The following is a 15,384-nucleotide window of genomic DNA, read 5'->3' as shown; positions in this document are numbered from 1 at the left end:
GTGACTACGACGTGCGGGTTGTCATCGCCTCTTCGAGCACACGCAGCGCCTCTGCCCGGTCCTTGGCGCGACGCCGGTCGTCGAGCACGGACGTCCAGGCGTTGCGGCGAGCGGTGCGCTGACCGCTGCTCATGAGAATCGACTCGACGGCGCGCAGTGCGTCGGTGACGGACGGGATGGCGGTGGCGCGTACGGGCGCGGCCTGCATGGTGGGGCCCTCCTGGGCGGCTATGGGTAGCACTGGGCTATGGGTAGGGCTGTACGTGGGGTGATTCCAGGGTCACTGATTGGTGTTACCAGGGCGTGACTGACCGGTCAAACACGGATGAAGCCTTGACGCCGGGCCGCAAAACGCTGACGCGGCCGCCACGGTCGCCCTCACCTGCGGGGACCTCGGCAGCCGCGCCATATCGGCCACTACTCGTCAGTAGCCGCTTGTGCGTAGATTCACACAGTCGGGCCCTTCGCGGCGAGCCGACTCGGTGGGGTCAACGCGAAGGGACCAGCGGGGAATCAGGGGAGGAATCAGTGCGGAAATATCACACGGCCTGCGAGGCGACGTACGCCCCGCGCTTCTCGATCGCCATCTGGTAGAGCCGCCCCGCGCGGTACGAGGAGCGGACCAGCGGGCCCGACATGACGCCGGAGAAGCCGATCTCCTCGGCCTCCTCCTTCAGCTCCACGAACTCCTGCGGCTTGGCCCAGCGCTCCACGGGGTGGTGGCGCGGCGTCGGACGCAGGTACTGCGTGATCGTGATGAGCTCACAGCCCGCGTCGTGCAGCGCGTGCAGCGCCTCGCTGATCTCCTCGCGCTCCTCGCCCATGCCGAGGATGAGGTTCGACTTGGTGACCAGGCCGGCCTCACGGGCGCGGGTGATGACCTCGAGCGAGCGCTCGAAGCGGAAGCCGGGACGGATCCGCTTGAAGATGCGCGGCACGGTCTCCACGTTGTGCCCGAGGACCTCGGGGCGCGAGGAGAAGACCTCGGCCAGCTGGTCGGGGTCGGCGTTGAAGTCGGGGATGAGCAGCTCGACCTTGGTCTGGCCCTCCGCGCGTTCCGCCGTCATCGCGTGGATCTGGCGCACGGTCTCCGCGTACAGCCAGGCGCCGCCGTCGTCCAGGTCGTCGCGTGCGACGCCGGTGATCGTGGCGTAGTTCAGGTCCATCGTGACGACGGACTCACCGACGCGGCGCGGCTCGTCGCGGTCGAGAGCCTGCGGCTTGCCCGTGTCGATCTGGCAGAAGTCGCAGCGCCGCGTGCACTGGTCGCCGCCGATGAGGAAGGTGGCCTCGCGGTCTTCCCAGCACTCGTAGATGTTGGGACAGCCCGCCTCCTGGCAGACCGTGTGCAGGCCCTCGCTCTTCACGAGGTTCTGCATCTTCGTGTACTCGGGGCCCATTTTCGCCCGAGTCTTGATCCACTCGGGCTTGCGCTCGATCGGGGTCTGGGCGTTGCGGACCTCAAGGCGCAGCATCTTGCGTCCGTCCGGTGCGACTGCGGACACATCGGCTCCCTGTAGCTTCGATTCTTCGGCGCACACCAGGGTACGCCCGTGATGTCGTTGGGCTGACGTTCGGCCAACCTCCGGCCGACGGGGTGCATTCCCCCCGAGCCCCGGTTGTCCTCGGTTGCCCCGGTTGTCTAGGCGGTCGCCTTCTCGACTTCCGGGTTCTCAACCGTCCTGCCGACCATCGTCCCGGCCGATGTCCCGACCGCCGACCCGGCCGTCGTCTCGGCCGTCTTCTCGACGGCCCGCGGCTTGAGCTCCGCGTTCTCGAGGACCTCCCGCAGGTGCTTCTCGGCGACGGGCAGGACGTCGGCGATCGTGATCTCGCGGCCCAGCTCGTACGAGAGGGACGTCACGCCCGCGTCGCGGATGCCGCAGGGGATGATCTTGTCGAACCAGGTGTTGTCCGGGTTCACGTTCAGCGCGAAGCCGTGCATCGTCACGCCCTTGGCGACACGGATGCCGATGGCCGCGATCTTGCGGTCCTCGCGGCGCTGGCCCGCGTTGGACGGGGCGTACTCCGGGCCGTTGAACCGGGCGTCGAACTCGTCGTCCTGCAGCCGGGGGTCGAAGTCGAGGTTCAGACCGCCGAGCGCCGGACGCCGCTCCACCGGATCACCCAGGACCCATACGCCACTGCGGCCCTCGACGCGGGACGTCTCCAGGCCGAATTCCGCACACGTACGGATAAGCGCCTCTTCCAGACGGCGCACATGTGCTACGACGTCCACCGGGCGCGGCAGCTTCTGGATCGGGTAGCCCACGAGCTGTCCCGGACCGTGCCAGGTGATCTTGCCGCCGCGGTCCACGTCGACGACGGGGGTGCCGTCCAGTGGGCGCTCGTTGTCCTGCGTGCGGCGGCCCGCGGTGTAGACCGGCGGGTGCTCGAGCAGCAGACACGTGTCGGGCAGCTCGTCGGCGAAGCGGGCGGCGTGCACGCGGCGCTGCTCGTCCCAGGCCTCTTGGTACTCGACCGAATCGGGGCCGAAGCCCAACCGGACGAACCGAAACTCACTCACGGCAAGTGCCTCCCTAGAACCTGCACCGTGCACATATCGCGCCCCCAGCCACTGTACGGGCAGCGGATTCTCGTCAGTCGTCCGGTCAATCCTCACACGATCGGATGAATGCGGGTCGAAGGCCGCGATGAGGGCGGTGAAGGCCGTTACATTCACGCCGTTCACAGAGCCATAAGGGCTGCTCAAGGCAACGCCCGAAAGGCAGGAGACCGCACAGCTGATGACGGAACGACCTCCGCAGCGCACCCCCAACCGCCAGCTAGCCGCGCTCATCTCAGAAGCCGGGTTCTCCAACGCGGGGCTCGCGCGCCGCGTCGATCAGCTGGGCCTCGAGCACGGTCTCGACCTGCGGTACGACAAGACATCGGTGACCCGCTGGCTGCGCGGGCAGCAGCCGCGCGGCACCACCCCCGCCCTCATCGCCGAGGTCTTCACCCGGCGGTTGGGCCGCCGCCTCTCCGCGCAGGATCTCGGGCTCGACGCGTGTGCGCCGGTGTACGCCGGGCTCGAGTTCGCGGCGAGCCCCGAAGAGGCGATCGACATCGTCGGCGGGCTCTGGCGCAAGGACTCGGGAAGCCACGCCGAGCTGCGGAAGATCGCCTTCACCCCGGCAGGCCTCGTCGTCCCCAGCAGGGACTGGCTGATCGGGCGTGCCGACGACCGGGTGAGCCGCGGCGACTACGCGCAGGGCGGCGCCCGCGTCCCCACGCAGGGCCGTCCAGCCATACCGCGCCAGCGCAAGGAGCCCGAGCGGGGCGTCGGGGCCAAGGTGACCAGCGGCGACATCTCGGCCCTGCGCTCCGTCGGCGAGCTCTTCCGGGCACTCGACCACGCGTACGGCGGCGGGCACGCCCGGCAGGCACTCGTGCGCTATCTGGAGCACGAGGCCGAGCCGATGCTGCGCGGCACCTACGGCGAACAGGCCGGCCGGCGGCTCTTCGCGGCCGCCGCGGACCTCACCCGCCTCGCGGGCTGGACCTCGTACGACATCGCGGCGCACGGCCTCGCCCAGCGCTACTACGTCCAGGCGCTGCGGCTCTCGCAGGCGGCGGGCGACCGCGCCTACGGCTCGTACGTCCTGGTCACGATGAGCCGCCAGGCCGTCTACCTCGGGCACGGCAGAGAGGCCGTACAGCTGGCGCGGGTGGCCCAGCAGGGCGTCGGGTCATCGGCGCCGCCCGTCGTGCAGGCCCTGCTGCACTCGGTCGAGGCGCGTGGCCACGGGGTGCTCGGCGAGGTACGGGCGTGCACGGCGTCGATGGTGCGGGCCGAGCGCGCCCTGGAGACGGCGCGGCCGGGCGACGAAGTCCCCCACTGGGCGCGGTTCTTCGACGAGGCGCAGCTCGCGGACGAGTTCGGGCACTGCCACCGCGACCTCCAGCAGTACCGCGTGGCCGCCCAGCACGCGGAGCGCTCGCTCCAGTTGCGCGCCCCCGGGTACGCCCGCAGCCGCCTCTTCTGCCGGGTGGTGCTCGCTTCCTCGCGTCTTGCCCTGGGCGAGCTCGAGCAGGCCTGCCAGCTGGGCGCGGAGGCGGCGCAGGCCGCCGGTGAGATGCGGTCGGTGCGAGCGGTCGAGTACGTACGCGACTTCGAGCGGCGGCTTGAGCCGTACCGCGACGCGGCGGCGGTGCGCGGGTACCGGGACCGGGTGGCGGCGCTGGGGTGACCTCAGAGGGTGCTGTGTAAGGGGCGGGCCTGCGCAGGCCCGCCCCTTACCTGTGTGCTCGACATCTGCGTGCTCGGCCGGGGCTCAGCGCAGGCGCGCTACCTCGTCCGGGGACAACGCCTCGTCCCATGTGGTGAGTTCGTCGAGATCGCCCCGCAGGCTCGCCTTCTCCGTCCCGATGGAACGCAGGGGCAAGGGGATCGACGCCTCGATGGACCCGACCCGCTTCCCGTCGGCGTACAGCGTGGTGCGGCCCGGCGAAGTCACCCATGTCAGCCGCGTCCAGCGGTCCAGCGCCAGCGTGTGGTCGAAGCTGAAGTCGACCGCCCCGTACCGCGTGAAACCGACCTTCCCGGAGCCGTGCTGCATCAGCTTCAGCGCGCCCGCCTTGGAGCTGAGCAGCACCTGGTCCCCGGTCCTGGCCGTCGGGCGGACGTGCACCGACACGGTCCACGGCTCGGCGACGTCGAGACCGCCGAAGCCCACGCCGTCCCGGTCGGAGTCGAAACGCCATGCCTGGCCGCGCACGCCCTGCACGGGGGTGGGGTTGTCGATGATGTACGAGGTGCCGGGGAGGCCGCCCGCCACGTCCTCGGCGAAGATCGTGTTGCCGGGACTGCCCGCGTACGTCCAGCCGCTGGGGTACGAGGCGTCGTCGAACGTCCAGTGGTGGCTCGGCCGGCCCTCCACCCGGGGCGGTACCGGCGCGGGCGTCATGCCCGGCGGGTGGCCGATGCGGGCGGCCCTGGCCCTGAAGTCGGCGAGGGTGTCCGGCGTCGCGGACTTGTTCCAGGTGCGGTCGGCGAGGATCGCGCGGGGGCCCGCCATGTGCTGCTCGAAGTAGCCGTCGTCGGCCCAGAAGTTGTAGTCGGCCCAGTTGGTGACACCGGAGCCGAGCATGTCGGGCTCGGTGTTCGGCGCCCAGCCGTCGTACATCCAGGGCTCGTCCGGATACAGGTGGTGGTAGTTGTTCGGGGTGTCGTAGAACGGGCCGATGGCGATCTCGTCGTGGCCGGGGATCTCCGGCTCGGCGCCCGTGCCCTCCCAGGTGAGGAAGACGACCGGGTCGTGGACCTTCTGCCGGGGCGCGTCGAGGTGTTCGGAGCCGTTGTAGACGGCGGTGCGCTTGCCGTGCGAAGCGACCACGTCGTCAAGGGTGTTGATGTAGCGGTTGAGGAGGTCGCCGAGGGTGTCCACCTCCGGGCTCGTGGCCAGGTGGCTCTTCACGCGAGGGCACTCCGCGAGCTGTCCGGGGACCTCCTCGGCGCCGATCGAGAACAGTGGCGCGTCGAACCAGCCCGCGAACTCGTCGACGATCTCCTTCGACTTCGCGATCGCCTTCTCGCTGGTCATGTCGATGATCCAGTCGGGCGTGAGGTGCGAGTGCGTGTGGGCGCCCGTGCACGCGCCGGCACCGGACCCGAAGCCGATGCCGAAGGTCTCACTGATCACGGTGGCGTGGCCCGGAAGTTCGAGGCCGGGCATCAACTGGACGTGGTGGCGGGCCGCGAAGGTCTTCAGGCGCTCGATGTCGGCGCGGCTGTAGCTGTGGTCGGGGTCGGCGAGGCCGGGGAACTTCGGGCTGTGCAGGCGGAATCCCTCGGACTCGGAGAGGTGCAGGAAGAGCGTGTTGAGCTTCTGGTCGCCCATCTTGCGGATCAGGTTCTCCAGGTAGGACATCTTCCAGTACTTGCGGCCCGCGTCCAGATGGACCATGCGGACGGCCTGCGCGGGGCGGTCGATGGAGCGGGCGCGGGGGACGGCACGGTGGTCGTCGGCCGTGGAGCGCAGGAGCTGGAGGAGGGTGCGGGTGCCGTAATAGAGGCCGTGGGTGGACGCGGCTTCGATGCGGATGGGGCCCGCGCTGTCGAAGCCGTAACCCTCGGCTCCGAGGTTCCCCTTGTCGGTGAGGCCGAGCGTGATATCGCCGACGGCCGGTCGGCCCGTGTGGGCGATCCGGGGCGTGATGCCGGTGACCTGTTTGATCTCCGTACGGAGCTGACCGGCGAGCTTGCGTACGGACTGGCGTGTGGGGCCGGGGAATTCACTGCGGCCGGCGGGGAGCGCGGTGGTGGATCCGGCGCGCGGGTCGATCAGGATGCGGGTGCGTTCGGTGAGCTTCGTACGGCCGTCCAGTGCGGTCCAGTCGGTGGGCCGGGGGACCACGGACGGCACCTCGGCCCCTGCGGCTGCTGCGGTGGTCGGCAACGATAGACCTCCCATGAATAGGCCGAGGATGAGCGATATCACCGGGATGGTGCGACGCACGTGAGTCCTCCCGCGGCTTGGCGATCCGGTGGGACCGTAGCCGTGGGGTACCGGTGTGGCAAGGGAAGGTGCAGGGGGTGAGCGAGGTTCGTGGGGTCGTACGAAGAGGGCGCTCGGGAAAGGGGAAGCCCCCGCGTGGGGGTACGGGGGCTTCCAGGGGGTGGCTCATAGATCGGATGGGTGGGCCGGTGGGAGTAGGTGGGAGTCGAAAGGTGGGTGGGGGCGGCAGGGGGTCAGGCGGCCACCGGCAGGTGTCCCGACCCGTGCGCCGGGTCCACGCCGAAGTCGGCGAGTGCGGCCCGCGCCGCTCGGCGGCCGGAGTGCAGGGCGCCCTGCACCGTGCTGGTGTCCCGGTGGTCGCCGCACACGTAGAGCCCCGAGAGCAGCCGCACAGGGCGGCGCAGATCGTGCGGCGGCGGCATCGCGGGCACCGCCTCGCGGGTGTGATGGACGGCGAGGGATTCCCAGCGGGCGGTCGACGTGCCGTACAGCTCGGCGAGGTGGGCGAGGACGGCGCGCTCGTCCGGCGGCGGCCCGAGGACCGCCGACGAGATGAGCGCCCGGCCCGCGGGCGCGCGCGACGGGTCGACGTGGCTGACGACCGCCGTGTGCGCGACCGGGCCCGAGCGGTCGGCGTCGAGCAGCAGCGCGGGCTCGGCGAGTGGTGACTCGGGAGCCGCGTGGTGCAGCATCGTCAGCTGGTGGAAGGACGGCACACGCAGGCCGGGCAGCAGTTCGGCGGCGGCGCGTGCGTCGGTGGCCAACAGGACGGCACGGCAACGGACGTCGCCGTGGTCGGCGGTGGTGACGGAGGTCGTGGAGACGGCGGTGACGCGTACGCCGGTGCGGACCGTCCCCGGTGGCAGCGCGGCCGACAGGAGCTCGGGCAGTACCTCGGCGCCGCCCTGGGGCAGGCACAGGCGACCGCGCGCGAAGGAGTGCAGGGCGAGGTCGGCGCATCGGCTCGACGTCGTGAGGTCCGGGTCGCACAGAAGCGCGGAGAGCAGCGGGCGCAGGAAGCCGGTGACGGTGCGCACGGGCAGGCCGCGGGCGAAGAGGGCCTGGGAGGCGGGGAGTTCGGGGCGGGCCAGGAGGCGCTTCGGGTCTGTCGCCGCGAGCCTCGCGAGTGCCGCGCCGAGGCGGGCCTGGTCGAGCGCGCCGCCGAGGGGCGCGGTGCGGGGCGCGGTCCGTGCCGTTCGCGGGCCCCTGGGGGCGCTTGCGAGGGCGCGCGCGGCGGTGAGTGCGCCCCTTGCGCGCCGGGGGCTCGTGGGCTCGACGGCGCGGTGGTGCCTGCCCTCGCTGTGCACCAGGACACCGGGCACGAAGGGCCGCAGTACGAGGGCGTCGAGCCCCGGCGTGTGACGCAACTCGGGGTACGACGTGGTGAGCAACTGCCCGATCCTGTCGAGCCGGAACCCGTCGATTTTCTCCGTCGACATGCGCCCGCCGACGTAAGGGGCGGCTTCCAGGACGACGGTCGTCACACCAGCACTGGTCAGCTGGTGGGCGGCCGACAGTCCGGCGACTCCAGCTCCCACGATGACGACATCCGCATGGTGCCCAGGCTCTAGCACGTGCCCCTCCCCGAGGTTGCGCGGCTGCTGGGGACGTCATGCCCTCAACAGGGCTTCGGAATCACCGAGTACCGCACGAGGGTAGGAGCGCGAACGGTCAGGGGCAGTCGCGCATCGACCGAGCACGGTCGCACGCCGGTCGCACAGCGAGCGCACGCCGGTCGCTGACGATCGCACGACGATCGGAGAAGGGAAGAGCATGGTCGGGGCGTGCCGCTCTCAACGCAGCACAAGCGATGAGGAGTTGCCCGCCGCGGGCCGTCTACCGCAATGCCGCGCGGAGCGTCTCCTCGATGCCCGGAAACGCGAACGAGAAGCCCGACTCCAGGAGCCGGGTCGGCAGGACCCGCTGGCTGCCGAGCACGTCACCGGCCATCTCGCCGAGCACGACGCGCAGCGCGGGACCGGGCGCCGCGAAGAGCGTGGGCCGGTGCAGCACCCGCCCCATCGCGGCCGTCACCTCGCGGTTGGTCAGCGGGTCGGGCGCCGTCAGATTGACCGGCCCCGCCAGCGACTCCGTGTCGAGCATGTGCCGCAGCGCGGCCACCGTGTCGTGCAGCGACACATAGCTCCAGTACTGCCGGCCGTCGCCGAGGCGTCCGCCGAGCCCCGCCTTGAACAGCGGGAACATCCGCTGCCAGGCCCCACCCTCGCGCGCCACCACCAGGCCGTTGCGGGAGAAGACCGTACGGATGCCCGCCGCGTGCGCCGCGGCGGCCGCGCCCTCCCACTCCACGCACAGGGACGGCAGGAAGCCCTCTCCGGAGGGAGCACTTTCGTCCACCGCGCGCTGACCGGTGTCTCCGTAGTAGCCGATCGCGCTCGCGCTCAGGAACACCCGGGGCGGCTCGTCCAGTGAGGCCGCCGCCTCGGCGAGCGTCGCGGTGCCGAGCACCCTGCTGTCGCGGATCTCCTGCTTGTAGGCGGCCGTCCAGCGGCGGTCGCCGATCCCGGCTCCCGCCAGATTGACCAGCGCGTCGCAGCCCGCGAGCCCAGCTGTGTCGACGTACCCCTTCTTGGGGTCCCATCGGACCTCGTCCTTCGTACGAGGTGCCCGGCGCACCAGCCGCACCACCTGGTGACCGTCGTCGGTCAGGGCGCGTGTCAGCGCCGTACCGATGAGGCCGGACGCACCGGCCACGGCGACACGGGACCGCCGCGACGAAGGGGCTGACTGCTCGGAATCGGTGGGCTCCATGAAGCCATCCTGCCCCGGAAACCCGCGGAGAGGCGTCAGGCGGCCGTCGTACAGTGACGCCCATGCAGGACACGCACATACGTACCGCTCTGCCGGACGACGAAGAAGCCCTCGGCCGCATCGACCGTGCCACTTGGTCGACCCTGCACGCGGTGCAGCCGGCTCCGCAGCCTCCCTACCCGCCGTTCTTCAGTGAACGCTTCGGGCCGCACGACCACTTGGTCGCCGAGCTGCACGGTGTGGTGGTCGGCTACATACGGCTCGGTTACCCCACCTCCGTCCTGGCCAACGCCCACGTGCGCCAGATCCTCGGCTTCGCCGTCGCGGACGAGGCACGCGGCAAGGGAGTGGGCCGCCGTCTGGTCAGGGCCGCGGTGGAGGAGGCCCGCCGCCAGGGCGCGCGGCGCATCACGTTGCGGGTGCTCGGCCACAACACTCCGGCCCGGACGCTCTACGCCTCCGAGGGCTTCGTGGTGGAGGGGGTGCTGCCGGGTGAGTTCTTCCTCGACGGCGCGTACGTGGACGACGTGCTGATGGGACGCGCGCTCTGACGCTCCCGGGGGGCCGCCACGCCCCCGCCCGGGGCTTGCCACCCGACGGACCGGCCCGGCGTGCGGCGGGCACGCGCGCGTAGGAGCGTGGAATGGCCGACCGGAAGGAGCGAACCGATGTTCAGGGTCGCTGCTGCCAGTCGGCGGGACCGGGAGGAGCCCGGCTGGCTGCGCGGCGCGCCGCGGCCCCCCTGGGTGCGCTGGCCCCCGCCCGTGCTCCTGGTCGTGATCTGTGTCATCCAGCTGGCCACTCCGGAGACGGTCGACCTCAGCTTCCTGCTCGCCGCCGTGCCGCCGCTGGCAGCGCTGGCCTACTGCGCCACCGCCACGGGTCTCTTCGGTGCCACCGTGGTGCTGCTGTTCTACCTGCCGGGCTTCGGGCTCGGCCGCCCCGGGGAGAGCGATGAGCTGACGGTCGCCTTCGTGGCGCTGCTGAGCGTGGTGTTCGCCTGGGTACGCAGTCGGCGTGACACCCAGCTCGTCACCGTCCGCACCGTCGCGGAGGCCGCCCAGTTCGCCGTCCTGCCGCCACTTCCGGAGCGGGTGGGCCCGGTGCGCTGCGCGGGCCTCTACCGCGCGGCCCAGGGCGGGACGCTGGTCGGCGGCGATCTCTTCGACGTGCGCAAGGGGCCAAGTGGCGTACGGGCGCTGGTCGGCGACGTGCAGGGACACGGCCTCGCGGCCGTCGGCACGGTCGCGGCGCTGCTCGGTGCCTTCCGGGAGGCAGTGCTCGACCAGCCCGACCTGGAGGGGGTCGCCGCCCGGCTCGACCGGCGCCTCGTGATCGACTCCGAGGAGGCCGAGGACGCCGAACTCTTCGCCACCGCCGTGCTCCTTGAATTCCGGGGCGACGCCGCTGAGCTGCGCTTCGTCTCCTGCGGCCACCCGCCCCCACTGCTGCTGCGGGGCGAGAGCGTCGAGGAGCTCGCCGTGGCGCCGGGTGCTCCGCTGGGTCTGGGGATCGCGGGTGTCGCCCCGCCCGAAGAGGCAACCGTGGCCCTGCGGCCCGGCGACCGGCTGCTCGTGGTGACCGACGGGGTGACCGAGGCGCGGGACGGGACCGGCGCCTTCTATCCGCTGGCCGAGCGCCTTCCGGGGCTCTGCGCCGACCTGCGGGACGACCCGGCCGCGATGACGTCCGCGGTCTGGAAGGACCTGGTGCGGTTCTCCGGCGGGGTCGGGGACGACGTGGCCCTGCTGGCGTTCTCGCTGGACCTGGAGCCGAACGCGCCGCTGGATCCGGAACCGTAGCCCGGACGCCGCTCGGGGGGGCCGGCCTCAGGCATCGCCCTGCCGGGCGGCCAGGAGCCGCAGCCCGCCCGTCAGTTCGCGCAGGCAGCGCACAGCGAGGACGGCGGGGGAGCCGGGCCCCTCGGTGGGCGCGTCCCCCGCGGCCCAGGTCTCCAGGGCCAGGCGGATGGCGTCGGTGGCGGCCGCGGCTGCCAGGCGTACGTCCAGCTCGTCGGCGTCGTCCCCGGCCAGGCGGGCCAGCACGGGCACGAGCTGTTCCTCGGACTCCTGGTTGACGCGGTACCAGACGGCGCGCAGCGCGGGGTCGTCCTGCGCGGCGCGCAGCAGACCGCGGGTCCACTCCAGGGCCTCGGCCGCGCGGTCGTCCGCCGCGGTCAGCGCGTCCGCGATGGACCGCTCCAGGGCCGTCGGTACCCCGGCGGCCGGGTCGAGGGCCGCCAGATGGGCCCGCCACTCGGCGGCGCCGCCCGCCAGGAGCGGGGCGACCGCGTCCTGTTTGTTGCGGAAGTACCGGTAGAAGGTGCGCAGCGCCACTCCGGCCCGGCCCGCGATCTCCTCGGCCGTGGTGCCGTCCGGGCCGCGCTCGGCGAAGAGCTCGGCCGCGGCGCGGGCGATGTCGAGCTGCGTGGCCGCCTTACGGCGCTCGGTCAGCGAGGGCTGGGGCGGCTGCGGGGGCCGCGGAGGCTGCGTTGACTGCGACGGATGGGTGCTCACCCCCGCAGCCTACGCGGGATCACCACCCTGATACATGAATTGTCGTGATGGCAAAACGTGCCAGAGAGGCGTACATTGAAATCAGATCGGGAAAGCCGGGTCCATGGACGGGTCCGGGAGCCCGAAGTCGAGCGGAGGCATTCTCATGAACCGGTACGCAGGTCGTCGTGCACTCGTCACCGGCGGTGGCTCGGGCATCGGGCAGGCCACCGTCCTTCGGATCCTTGAGGAGGGCGGCAGGGTCGTGGCCGCCGACGTCAGCGAGACGGGCCTGAAGGACACGTCCGAGAAGGCGGGCGCCGCGGCTGACCGCCTCACCACCCTGGTGGTCGACATCGCGGACGAGACCTCGGTGCGCGAAGGCGTCGCCGCCGCCGTCACCGCGCTCGGCGGCCTGGACGTGCTGGTGAACGCGGCAGGTGTGCTCCGCTCCTCGCACACGCACGAGACCAGCCTGGACTCCTTCAACCACGTCATCCGGATCAACCTGGTGGGTACGTTCCTGGTGATCCGCGAAGCGATCCCGGCGCTGCTCGCGGGCGAAGGCGCCGCCGTCATCAACTTCAGCTCCACCTCGGCGATGTTCGCCCACCCCTACATGGCGGCGTACGCGGCCAGCAAGGGCGGCATCCAGTCCATGACGCACGCCTTGGCCAGTGAGTACGGCAAGCAGGGAATCCGCTTCAACTCCGTTCAGCCCGGCTCCATATCCAGCGGCATGACCGACGGCAGCGGCGCCAGCAGGCAGAGCGTGGGTCCCGGTCTGCCCGAGGACGCCGACATGAGCCTGTTCGTGAAGCTGGCCCCCGCCATCGGCCAAGGCTTCGCGGGGCCGGAGTCGGTGGCCTCGGTCGTCGCGCTGCTCGGCTCGCGGGACGGCGAGTTCATCACCGGCACCGAGGTCCGGGTCGACGGCGGTACCCACTTCTGAGCTGCCGCCCGTTCGCCCGGTTGTCACCCGATTGGCGGAGCGCGGATCGCGGGTGGAGGGGGTGGGCCGGAGAGTCGGAGCATGTGTGCCTTCCGTGGGATGTCCGCGGCGCGCGTTCCGACGGTGGTGCGTGCGGTGCTGGGCTGCGTGCCCGGAGCCGCGGCCGTGGGGCTCCTGCTGTTGTGTGCGTGGTCCGTGGGACCGGAGGTGTCGGGGGCGCCGGTGCGGGCGGGCGACGGTGCGGTGGCGTTGGCCGGGCTCGGCGAGCGGGCAGGCGTGACCGGGCGGCATCCGAGGATGCCGGCGGCCGCGGCGCCGGTGCGCAGGGCGGTGGGGCATCCCGCGGCGCGGCCTCGCGTGGTGCCGCGCGCCGAGTGGCTGGCCGACGCGGCGGGGGAGCCGCCGCCCGCCCGGTACGCCGAGCGGGTCCGGGCGGTGTTCCTGCACCACACGGACACCCCGAACAGCTACGACTGCGCCGACGCCACGCGCACCATCCGCCATCTGTACACCGGTCAGACCGGGGGGAGACAGTGGGACGACATCGGCTACAACTTCCTCGTCGACCGGTGCGGGACCGTCTACGAAGGGCGCGCGGGCGGCATCGAGAGAGCTGTCGTAGGGGCGCACACGCAGGGCTACAACAAGGGCTCGGTGGGGATCGCGGCGATCGGGACGTTCACGGCGGGGACCCCTGTGCCGCGGGCCATGACCGACGCCCTGGCCGGGCTGATCGCGTGGAAACTCGGGCTTTCGGACGTGGACCCGCGTTCCACGGTGCGGCTGGTCTCCACGAACAGCCTCAGCAGGTATCCGGCGGGGGCGGTCGAGCCGTTCAGTGCGGTGTCAGGGCACCGCGACGGGTACTCCACCTCCTGTCCGGGAGCGGCGCTGACGGCGGCGCTCCCGGCGATCAGGGAGAAGGCCGCACGGCTGCAGAGCCGATAGGAGGCACGTCCGGGGCAGGGGGCGAGTCAGGGCCCGATGGCGGCTTCTCTTCAGTCGATCTCGGCGAAACGGTCCCACAGCTTCGGGTAACGCTGCGCCATCGCCGCTTCGTTCTCGAAGTCGAGCGGTGTGCCCTGCGGCTCCGGAGGGGCGGGAGCGATGCCGAGGTCGGGGGTGACGACGCCGGTGAGCTGCTCGTAGGCCTCGTCCGCCGCGTAGCCGAGCTCCTCGCCGTCGCCGTCGATGTCCTCGTCGAAGTCGTCGAGGAGATCCGCGAGCGAGTCCGGGTCGTGCAGGGCCCCCTCGAAGACCTCGCGCCCCTGCCCGATCAGCCAGCAGCGGAAGTAGTCGAAGGCGTCGTCGCTGGCGCCGCCGAGGAGAATCCAGGAAGCGCCCCACAGATCCCAGCGGTAGGCACGGTTGTAGCGCGCCTCGAAGTGACGGGCGAAGTCGAGCACCATGTCCGGCTCGAGCTCGAGGAGTTTCTCGGTGAGCAGGTCGGCATGGTCCTCGGGGTCGCCCTCGGCGGCCACGCGGGTACGGTCCACGATCTCCCAGAACTCCGTCTCGTCCATCACGGGACAAGCATCGGTCCTGAGGGGTGGGTACGCACGCGGAGTGCGGCGGATGCGACTGTCTCGTTATGCGTGCACATGCCCGTGGAAAACCCGACAGCAGGTGTCGGCATTGGGTGGCAGCCTCGACGTCATGAAGAGCGGAGAGGAAGTCATGGACAGCGAAGAGACGGACGGCACGCACGCAGGCGCGCACCCCCTGGCCGGAAAGGTCGCCCTCGTCGCCGGCGCCACTCGCGGCGCGGGCCGGGCCATGGCCGTGGAGCTCGGCCGCGCCGGAGCCACCGTGTACGCGACGGGCCGTACGACCCGCGCATACACCAGCGAGGTCGGCCGCACCAAGGAGACCATCGAGGGGACCGCGGAGCTGATCACCGAGGCGGGCCGGGAGGCGGGCGGACCCGGCACCGGGATCGCCGTACCCACCGACCATCTGGAGCCCGAGCAGGTCGAGGCCCTCGTCGGCCGGATCGACCGTGAGCGGGGCCGCCTGGACGTCCTGGTCAACGACATCTGGGGCGGTGACGTCCACGTCGAGTGGGACAAGAAGATGTGGGAGCACGACCTCGGCAAGGGGCTGCGCCTGATGCGCCTGGGCATCGAGACCCACATCGTCACCAGCCGGTACGCGCTGCCGCTGCTCATCAAGAACCCCGGCGGCCTGGTCGTCGAGGTCACCGACGGCACCGAGGAGTACAACGGCCCCAACTACCGCAAGCCCTTCTACTACGACCTCGCCAAGGCGGCACCACTGCGAATGGCTTGGGGCCTGGCCGAAGAGCTCAAGGAGTACGGCTGCACGGCGCTCGCCCTGACCCCCGGCTGGCTCCGCTCCGAGGCGATGCTCGACACGCACTTCAAGGTCCCCGAGGAGAACTGGCGGGAAGGATGTGAGCAGAACCCGCACTTCGCGATCTCCGAGACCCCGACGTTCGTGGGCCGGGCCCTGGTCGCCCTCGCCTCCGACCCCGAAGTGGCCCGCTGGAACGGGGCGTCGCTCTCCAGCGGCGGTCTCGCCAAGGAGTACGGCTTCACGGACGTAGACGGTTCGGCACCGGACGCCTGGCGTTACATCACGGAGGTCGACCAGGAGAGCAAGACCGCGGACGTCACCGGTTACCGCTAGGGCCTGGTCCCTCAGGTTCGAGTGGGCGCCCCCGGGCTGACGGCATCATGGGGGG

Annotated in this window: 14 protein-coding genes; 6 read left to right on the top strand and 8 right to left on the bottom strand. The window is 71.5% G+C overall.

Annotated elements, in window-relative coordinates; all coding sequences use genetic code 11:
- Positions 1-4: 4 nt before the first annotated feature.
- From AB0I94_RS01220 to lipB, 3 genes are all read right to left on the bottom strand, one after another.
- The gene (locus tag AB0I94_RS01220; RefSeq protein WP_363208335.1) at positions 5-208 is read right to left on the bottom strand and encodes a hypothetical protein; all 204 of its coding nucleotides are present in this window, start codon (positions 206-208) and stop codon (positions 5-7) included.
- A 331-nt stretch (positions 209-539) separates the two neighbouring features.
- Positions 540-1,505 carry a lipoyl synthase gene (locus AB0I94_RS01215; protein ID WP_190081291.1) on the bottom strand — a complete coding sequence of 322 codons (966 nt, stop codon included), beginning with the start codon at positions 1,503-1,505 and terminating at the stop codon, positions 540-542.
- A 137-nt stretch (positions 1,506-1,642) separates the two neighbouring features.
- Positions 1,643-2,527 carry a lipoyl(octanoyl) transferase LipB gene (gene lipB / locus AB0I94_RS01210; protein WP_363307279.1) on the bottom strand — a complete coding sequence of 295 codons (885 nt, stop codon included), beginning with the start codon at positions 2,525-2,527 and terminating at the stop codon, positions 1,643-1,645.
- Positions 2,528-2,747: 220 nt separating this feature from the next.
- Between lipB and AB0I94_RS01205 the strand changes: the two genes are divergently transcribed.
- Positions 2,748-4,193: a regulator gene (locus AB0I94_RS01205; RefSeq protein ID WP_363307278.1), complete on the top strand. Its 1,446-nt coding sequence runs from the start codon at positions 2,748-2,750 to the stop codon at positions 4,191-4,193.
- Positions 4,194-4,277: 84 nt separating this feature from the next.
- On the opposite strand, the gene AB0I94_RS01200 is transcribed toward AB0I94_RS01205, so the two are convergent.
- The 3 genes from AB0I94_RS01200 to AB0I94_RS01190 form a co-directional block, all read right to left on the bottom strand.
- A complete protein-coding gene (locus tag AB0I94_RS01200) occupies positions 4,278-6,401 on the bottom strand; it encodes a family 20 glycosylhydrolase (protein ID WP_363307277.1) in 2,124 nt (707 codons plus the stop codon).
- Between the two features lie 293 nt (positions 6,402-6,694).
- Complete coding sequence (locus AB0I94_RS01195) at positions 6,695-8,035, bottom strand: NAD(P)/FAD-dependent oxidoreductase (RefSeq protein WP_363307276.1); 1,341 nt, start codon at positions 8,033-8,035, stop codon at positions 6,695-6,697.
- Positions 8,036-8,297: 262 nt separating this feature from the next.
- A complete protein-coding gene (locus AB0I94_RS01190) occupies positions 8,298-9,233 on the bottom strand; it encodes a TIGR01777 family oxidoreductase (RefSeq protein WP_363307275.1) in 936 nt (311 codons plus the stop codon).
- A gap of 62 nt (positions 9,234-9,295) precedes the next feature.
- Here AB0I94_RS01190 and AB0I94_RS01185 point away from each other — a divergent pair, with 62 nt between their 5' ends.
- A complete protein-coding gene (locus tag AB0I94_RS01185; RefSeq protein WP_363307274.1) occupies positions 9,296-9,784 on the top strand; it encodes a GNAT family N-acetyltransferase in 489 nt (162 codons plus the stop codon).
- 117 nt (positions 9,785-9,901) lie between these two features.
- A complete protein-coding gene (locus AB0I94_RS01180) occupies positions 9,902-11,035 on the top strand; it encodes a PP2C family protein-serine/threonine phosphatase (RefSeq protein ID WP_363307273.1) in 1,134 nt (377 codons plus the stop codon).
- 27 nt (positions 11,036-11,062) lie between these two features.
- On the opposite strand, the gene AB0I94_RS01175 is transcribed toward AB0I94_RS01180, so the two are convergent.
- Positions 11,063-11,749 (bottom strand): TetR family transcriptional regulator, encoded by a 687-nt coding sequence (locus AB0I94_RS01175; protein ID WP_363307272.1) that lies wholly within the window; start codon positions 11,747-11,749, stop codon positions 11,063-11,065.
- A 145-nt stretch (positions 11,750-11,894) separates the two neighbouring features.
- Here AB0I94_RS01175 and AB0I94_RS01170 point away from each other — a divergent pair, with 145 nt between their 5' ends.
- Both AB0I94_RS01170 and AB0I94_RS01165 read left to right on the top strand, forming a co-directional pair.
- Positions 11,895-12,680, top strand: coding sequence for an SDR family NAD(P)-dependent oxidoreductase (locus tag AB0I94_RS01170; RefSeq protein ID WP_363307271.1), 786 nt, complete (start codon positions 11,895-11,897; stop codon positions 12,678-12,680).
- 81 nt (positions 12,681-12,761) lie between these two features.
- A complete protein-coding gene (locus tag AB0I94_RS01165) occupies positions 12,762-13,628 on the top strand; it encodes a peptidoglycan recognition protein (RefSeq protein ID WP_363307270.1) in 867 nt (288 codons plus the stop codon).
- A 50-nt stretch (positions 13,629-13,678) separates the two neighbouring features.
- Here AB0I94_RS01165 and AB0I94_RS01160 read toward each other — a convergent pair whose 3' ends face one another.
- Positions 13,679-14,203, bottom strand: a complete 525-nt coding sequence (locus tag AB0I94_RS01160; RefSeq protein WP_363307716.1) for a DUF4240 domain-containing protein — start codon at positions 14,201-14,203, stop codon at positions 13,679-13,681.
- Between the two features lie 154 nt (positions 14,204-14,357).
- Between AB0I94_RS01160 and AB0I94_RS01155 the strand changes: the two genes are divergently transcribed.
- Entirely contained in the window at positions 14,358-15,329 is a 972-nt protein-coding gene (locus AB0I94_RS01155; protein ID WP_363307715.1) for an SDR family oxidoreductase, read from the top strand.
- Positions 15,330-15,384: the final 55 nt, after the last annotated feature.

Origin of the sequence: Streptomyces sp. NPDC050147 (assembly GCF_040660195.1) — a bacterium.
In the GTDB taxonomy this organism is placed as follows: Bacteria; Actinomycetota; Actinomycetes; order Streptomycetales; family Streptomycetaceae; genus Streptomyces.
The sequence above is the reverse complement of the archived record's forward strand: the minus strand, read 5'-3'. Positions and strand labels throughout refer to the sequence as shown.

Coding starts and splice junctions, on each gene's coding strand:
- AB0I94_RS01220 (WP_363208335.1), bottom strand. CDS start 208: ATGCAGGCCGCGCCCGTACGCGCCACCGCCATCCCGTCCGTCACCGAC.
- AB0I94_RS01205 (WP_363307278.1), top strand. CDS start 2,748: ATGACGGAACGACCTCCGCAGCGCACCCCCAACCGCCAGCTAGCCGCG.
- AB0I94_RS01190 (WP_363307275.1), bottom strand. CDS start 9,233: ATGGAGCCCACCGATTCCGAGCAGTCAGCCCCTTCGTCGCGGCGGTCC.
- AB0I94_RS01185 (WP_363307274.1), top strand. CDS start 9,296: ATGCAGGACACGCACATACGTACCGCTCTGCCGGACGACGAAGAAGCC.
- AB0I94_RS01180 (WP_363307273.1), top strand. CDS start 9,902: ATGTTCAGGGTCGCTGCTGCCAGTCGGCGGGACCGGGAGGAGCCCGGC.
- AB0I94_RS01170 (WP_363307271.1), top strand. CDS start 11,895: ATGAACCGGTACGCAGGTCGTCGTGCACTCGTCACCGGCGGTGGCTCG.
- AB0I94_RS01165 (WP_363307270.1), top strand. CDS start 12,762: ATGTGTGCCTTCCGTGGGATGTCCGCGGCGCGCGTTCCGACGGTGGTG.
- AB0I94_RS01160 (WP_363307716.1), bottom strand. CDS start 14,203: ATGGACGAGACGGAGTTCTGGGAGATCGTGGACCGTACCCGCGTGGCC.
- AB0I94_RS01155 (WP_363307715.1), top strand. CDS start 14,358: ATGGACAGCGAAGAGACGGACGGCACGCACGCAGGCGCGCACCCCCTG.